The organism is Halorubrum sp. SP9, from assembly GCF_005435015.1.
Taxonomy (GTDB): Archaea; Halobacteriota; Halobacteria; order Halobacteriales; family Haloferacaceae; genus Halorubrum; species Halorubrum sodomense.
In genome coordinates, this window is sequence record NZ_SGXU01000146.1 from 1 (window position 1) to 1,014 (window position 1,014).

A 1,014-nucleotide genomic window follows, 5' to 3' on the forward strand; every position below is an offset into this window, starting at 1 on the left:
AAATATCTGGTTGCATTCCTTGTATTCCATCTCCTGATTCGTCCCTCAACAGATGCCCGATGTCCGAATCTGCTTCTGACTCAGGATCTCCATCTCCTTCTGGAATGTAACGAGAGCCATGGACCACGTCAGCGACGAGAGAATAGACTACTTCTTCGAACAATGTCTCTGTGTTGATGAGCAGAGATTCAATCACCTTAGTCTGCTGACCGAAGGTATCGATATAATTCTCGTCGAGGATCTGTTCTGCAAACTTCACCAGCGGCTTGTACCCCTGCGTTTCTCTGGTAAGCGTGACTTCGGATGGATGTGGTGGGGTTAGAGGGAGTGAGACTATCCGTTGAAGATCTCTGATCTGTCGCCTGAGTCTGTCCTCTACTGTAGGTTCCGGAACCTCTTCTGCCAGTTTAACAGCAGCAAATAGAATTAACTGATTGAGAGGAATGTCCGCCGTGAGTTCATCATACTGACTTTCGAAGGAAGTTGCGAACGGCTCCTGACGAGCTAATTGTTTGGTCACCTGAAGCTGACCCTTGACGTGGTCAGTCGCTCGCTGCTTGGGGAGGTATCGTTTGTGGATCCCCCTTCGTAACAGTCGTTTAATCTCTTGCGCGTAGACCTGTCCTACGACTTCAATGAATGACTCTCCAACCGAGAACCCGATCTCTCCTCTACTAGTGACAAGTTCTTCGCTTACCCGACCCGCCTTCGCTAGATAGTATAATAGTTTGAATCCCTCTAGGCTATCTTTGGGGAGTACCTCAAGATACGCTCCACTTGGAAGCCCGATATGTCCAATGTGCTGCTTTATTTTGACTTTTTCAGAGGCAATGGACACACTACTTACATTATCATGCTTATCAAGGGCGGCGTAATCTTCCTCCGTGAGTGCTTGATTGGAGAGGTCCGTCTCTGTCCGCTCCTGTAAAGTAATCACCTCCTCAGTTGATTGAGAATTAGAACTCATTCAGGCGATATTTCGATGTCAAGTTCACCCTGATTGTCAATCACAAA

The 1,014-nt window shown here is 47.5% G+C and carries 1 protein-coding gene; it reads right to left on the minus strand.

The window, feature by feature from the left end; all coding sequences use genetic code 11:
• On the minus strand, window positions 1-967 hold a 967-nt coding region (locus tag EXE45_RS16925), incomplete at its 3' end, for a hypothetical protein (protein ID WP_137695020.1).
• Window positions 968-1,014 lie beyond the last annotated feature (47 nt).